The 5,153-nt window shown below is 60.6% G+C and carries 4 protein-coding genes; 3 read left to right on the forward strand and 1 reads right to left on the reverse strand.

Translation table 11 applies throughout. From position 1 onward, the window contains the following. The 3 genes from GVL12_RS25410 to GVL12_RS25420 form a co-directional block, all read left to right on the forward strand. Positions 1-201, forward strand: a 201-nt coding sequence (locus tag GVL12_RS25410) for a cysteine-rich CWC family protein (RefSeq protein WP_159918342.1), incomplete at its 5' end; no start/stop codon positions are given. Between the two features lie 53 nt (positions 202-254). Next, entirely contained in the window at positions 255-443 is a 189-nt protein-coding gene (locus GVL12_RS25415) for a 4-oxalocrotonate tautomerase (protein ID WP_159918343.1), read from the forward strand. A gap of 231 nt (positions 444-674) precedes the next feature. Then, positions 675-1,460 (forward strand): class II glutamine amidotransferase, encoded by a 786-nt coding sequence (locus GVL12_RS25420; RefSeq protein ID WP_159918344.1) that lies wholly within the window; start codon positions 675-677, stop codon positions 1,458-1,460. Between the two features lie 19 nt (positions 1,461-1,479). Here the strand turns inward: GVL12_RS25420 and GVL12_RS25425 are convergent, their stop codons facing one another. Continuing rightward, on the reverse strand, positions 1,480-4,440 hold the full coding sequence (locus GVL12_RS25425) for an autotransporter outer membrane beta-barrel domain-containing protein (RefSeq protein WP_159918345.1): 2,961 nt from the start codon (positions 4,438-4,440) through the stop codon (positions 1,480-1,482). Between the last annotated feature and the right edge of the window lie 713 nt (positions 4,441-5,153).

A 5,153-nucleotide genomic window follows, 5' to 3' on the forward strand; every position in this document is an offset into this window, starting at 1 on the left:
GCCCTCGACCCCACCCGCTGCCCCCTGTGCGGCCGCAGCAACCAATGCGCGGTCGTCGCGGCCACGCCGCCCGAGGACTGCTGGTGCATGGGCGCGACCATCGCGCCCGCTGCGCTGGCGCAGATACCGGACAGCGCGCGTGGCCAGTCCTGCCTTTGCCCGGCCTGCGCAGCGCTCACGCCGCCGGCCGCTGCAAACTGAGCGCCAGCGCGCTGGCGCGCCGATATGATGCTTGTTTTTTCCCAGGAGTTGTCATGCCCACGTACCACGTTGAAATGATGGAAGGCCGCACCATCGAACAGAAGAAGAAGCTCGTCGCGGAAATCACCCGCGTCAGCGTCGAAGTGCTCGGCGGTTCGCCCGAATCGGTCGATATCCTGATCACCGATGTGAAGCGCGAGAACTGGTCCACGGGCGGCGTGCTCTGGTCTGAACGCAGCTGATCCACAGCGGCGCCGCTGGTGCAACGCCAGCAGCGCCAACACCGCCGCCGATCTGCGGCGGCCTCCATCGCCGCCGTTGACGATGGGCATCCGGCAAGGGTTGATGCCAGCAAAGCGCCCCGCGCACGCACTATCTCCCCGCCTTGCACACTTTTCGTGCACAGAAGCCGCCGCGGAAGTTAGGCTATAGGCTCACCACGCGCTTTTTTCTTTGTTTTCCCCGACTCCACCATGTGCCAGCTTCTTGGAATGAATTGCAATACCCCGACCGATGTGCGCTTTAGCTTCAGCGGCTTCGCACAACGCGCGGGCAATACCGGGGACCACACCGACGGCTGGGGCATCGCGTTCTTCGAGGAAAAGGGATTGCGCCACTTCGTCGACCATCAGCGCGCGGTCACCTCCCCCGTGGCCCAGCTGATCCGCGAGTACCCGATCAAGAGCTGCAACGTCATCGCCCACATCCGCAAGGCCACCCAGGGCGTGACCAGCCTGCAGAACTGCCACCCTTTCGTGCGCGAGCTCTGGGGCCGCAACTGGGTGTTTGCCCACAATGGCGATCTCAAGGAATACGCGCCCAAGCTGCACACCCATTTCCGCCCCATCGGCGACACCGACAGCGAACGGGCCTTCTGCTGGATCATGCAGGAGCTGTGGAAATCGCACGCCGGCCTGCCCAGCATCGAGGAGCTGACCCATACCCTGCGCGACCTCGCGGCACGCATCGCGCCGCACGGAACGTTCAACTTCCTGCTGTCCAACGGCGAAGCACTCTGGGCCCATGCGACGACCGCGCTGTGCTACACCGAGCGCCGCCACCCCTTTCCGCAGGCGCATCTGGCGGACGAGGACCTGAGCGTCGACTTCGCCCATGAAACCACGCCCAACGACCGGGTTGCCATCATCGTCACCGCGCCCCTGACCAAGAACGAGGAATGGACGCATTTCAATCCCGGCGAGCTCAAGGTGTTTGTCGACGGCGCCTGCTTGTCGCAGCCCGCTTCGGCCCCGCGCTGATCTGCACGCAGCCCCGCGGTCACCAGTGCAGCTTGACGGCCACAGAAGCTTGTACTGCGCTCTTCACGCGTGCGTCGCCCGCGTTGGCCCAGCGTTGTCCCAGTTCGCCGTATAGGCTGGTGCGCTCGTTCAATTGCAACGTGGCGCCAGCGGCCAGTTCGGTGCTGGTGTAGCCACCCTGGGCCAGGATATCGGTCTCCGCGACCGGCGTGATGAAGCTGGCCACATCCGTCGTGCGGCTGGCCTTGTAGACGTTGATGCGGCCATAGGGCTGGAACACGCCGGCGTGGGTCGTCAGGCTGGCTTTGATGCGCATGCCCAGACGCAGCGTCCAGTCGCTCGGCGCCTTGTGCTTCACATGCGCCAGGTTCAGAGCCGTGTCGTCCAGACTGATCTGTCGATAGATGATCTGGGCCTGGGGCTCGATCTGCCACTGGCTGTTGAGCGCAAGCGTCTTGCCGACTTCGAGCGATGCAAGCCAGCCGTCGCCTTTGGTGGTGGCGTGGCTGTCGTCGGCCGCGTGCAATTGGCTGCGGTAGTCCGCCCATTGCACAACACTGTCCGCATATGACCCCGCGGCATCCTGCCAGGTACCGTAAGCGCCGAGATACCGGCTTTGCAGGCGGTTGAAACCCACGGACTTGCGCGCTACACCGTTGGCAAGGCCATGGACACCCATGTTGCCCTCGAGTTGGCCGACGTAAAGGCCCGCCTTGACGCCTTGGTCTGCATAGAGGTCATGGCCCACCTGGAAACCATCCAGATGCCCCTCGCTTTGCGGGCTGACTGTGCCGTGCTGGCGAATACGCGTGTCGGCGCGCAGAACACGGCCCCAGGCTCTGCGGTCATGGCCAGCGCCGCTGGCTTCATCGCCCAGACGCTTGTGCAGATCACCCAGCATGGCCAGATCGCCTTGGCGCAATTGCGCAGGCAGTGCCGATACCAGCGGCATTTCTGCACGATACGACGACTGCAGGCCAGCGCTTTGGCCGATCTGGGAAAGCGGGTTTTCATCGGCACCAACGCCCCCAGCGGGCGCCACAGGTGCAGGCGCCATGAGCGCCGCATCGGCGATCGCCTCAGGCACTGCAGGTGGCTGACCCGCGACCTGCTCAGACTGCTCAGACGCGATGGATGAAGTCACCACTGGCTGAACCGGATTCAGCTGAACCGAATTGAGTTGGGCGACAGTGGGACGATCGACCATAGGCGGCTGCGCCACGGTTGGCACCGGGTTTAGTTGAACCGCATTGAGCTGGGCCGCAGTCGGGCGGTTGCCCGGCGCAGGCTGGGGCGCCACGGGTTGAGCCGGATGCAGTTGCACGGCATGGAGCTGCGCCGCAGTCGGGCGGTTGCCCAATGCAGGCTGCGGCGCCACGGGTTGAGCCGGATTCAGTTGAGCGGCATGGAGCTGGGCCGCAGTCGGACGATTGCCCAATGCAGGCTGCGGCGCCACGGGTTGAGCCGGATTCAGTTGAGCGGCATGGAGCTGGGCCGCAGTCGGACGATTGCCCAATGCAGGCTGCGGCGCCACGGGTTGAGCCGGATTCAGTTGAACGGCATGGAGCTGGGCCGCAGTCGGACGATTGCCCAATGCAGGCTGCGGCGCCACGGGTTGAGCCGGATTCAGTTGAACGGCATGGAGCTGGCCCGCAGTCGGACGATTGCCCAATGCTGGCTGTGGCGCCACGGGTTGAGCCGGATTCAGTTGAACGGCATGAAGCTGCGCCACGGTGGGACGATTGCCCAGTGCAGGCTGTGGCGCCACGGGTTGAACCGGATGCAGTTGAACGGCATGGAGCTGCGCCACGGTGGGACGATTGCCCAGTGCAGGCTGTGGCGCCACGGGTTGAACCGGATGCAGTTGAACGGCATGGAGCTGCGCCGCGGTGGGACGATTCCCCAGCGCTGGTTGAGGCGCCACGGGTTGAGCCGGGTTCAATTGCACGGCATGAAGCTGCGCCGCGGTGGGACGATTACCCAGCGCAGGCTGCGGAGCCACGGGTTGGGCCGGGTTCAATTGCACGGCATGAAGCTGCGCCGCGGTGGGACGATTACCCAGTGCAGGCTGCGGCGCCACGGGTCGACGTGGCGCAAGCCGGACTGGAGCAGGCTGGATCGCTGCGTTCGTTGGCAAACCGGACTGATCTTCGACACGTGGTGGCGCGATCAAAGGAATTTCAAGGGACACAGGTGCAACGAGTTGAGCCTTGACGATGACAGGCGCAACAGCTGTGACGATCACTTGCAAAGGTTCGGCCGGTGGCGTTTCACCAGGCTCGGCCACCACGCGTTGCGCTGGATCCAATTGAACTGAATTGTTCTGTGCCTGTACCGCTGCTGCGGCCTGCTGCGATTGCGGATTCACTTGAAGAATCGGTGTGGATGTATTCTCAACAAAATATAATATAGATGCAACAGATTCATTGTCTTCATTCAACTGCGCGAACTGATTAAATCTTTTGGCGAAATCCGTGTCAAAAATATTGACCTCAAATTCCTCTGGTTCATTTTCAACTGCCACGGTTCTTAAAGAAGTTATTTCGCTTTTTTCTTTTATTTCCAACTCTCCCTGCTGCAGCTGCGCCGGATAGATTTCCATTCGCCTCGATGGATCCACTGCTGAAGGTGTCACGACAGGCTTTGGGGGAGCAGAAATATCGGCACGATCTTCAGGATTTGTTGGAGCAACAACAGCTACCACCCTTTTCGGCAAAGGGGTATATGATAAAAGCTCAATATTCACCTTATACGTCTGCTCTTCAGAAAAACCAGAGCCATTTTTTGCCCTGGACGAAAATGCATATTTTTTATTTTTTCTCAAATTCAAGAAATAATTTTCATGCGTTTTTTCAATCCCCGGATGTATATTATTCTCTTCCTCGCTGGCTTCTGCGCTGCAAGAAATTGAAAGTAATGAGAGATATACAACAACCATCAAGGAACTTTTTTTAAATTCAAAAGAGTGGAAATTATTCATGATTTATGATGCGTTTTTATAATCAAATTATATGCATCAATAGCAAAGTACTATTTCTTGTTTTCAAGCAGCCTCTGTAGGCAAACGTCTCGTTGTTTGCCTTGACGCTGCTGATTTCTGCTTGGTGCTTTCACAGCGGTAGATCAATCCATGCGCCTGCACCGGCCAAGAGCATGGAGACCCACAGGCGTTGCATGAGACCACACCGGTCATCAAGCGTGGTTTTCAAGACTGCGATGGATCACGGCATGGCTGATGCGGCATCAGGCTAGTCCATGCCAGTGCGTTCATTCACCTCGCTGACCAGACGGCCTGAATGAACGCTGGAAACGAAAAAAGAGAGCGCGCAGCGCTCTCTTTTTTTGTCTTGCGGATGTTAGATCCGCCTTCGGTCCAGCCAAAGGCGCAGCTTCAGAAACTGGCACGGCCTGAAGGCCAGGGGGACAGCGAGGAAGGGCCGCCCCGCACCGAGGCTGCCGTCCCTAGCCGGGCGCCCCTGGCCGGGCGCCCCTAGCCGGGCGCCCCCCTCCACCGAAGGTTGAGAGGGGGAAGCGGGGGCAGGCCATCCGGCGTGAGCCGCTCAGGCGTAAGGGGCCAGCAAACACACGTTGATATCGACCCGACGCTGTAGGAGGCTCGTGTCCACCAACTTAGGCGGACACATGAACACTTACGGAATAGATTTGATGGGCCGGCGACGCAGGCGGCGGCAC

This window comes from Pantoea sp. 18069 (assembly GCF_902706035.1).
Taxonomy (GTDB): Bacteria; Pseudomonadota; Gammaproteobacteria; order Burkholderiales; family Burkholderiaceae_C; genus Comamonas.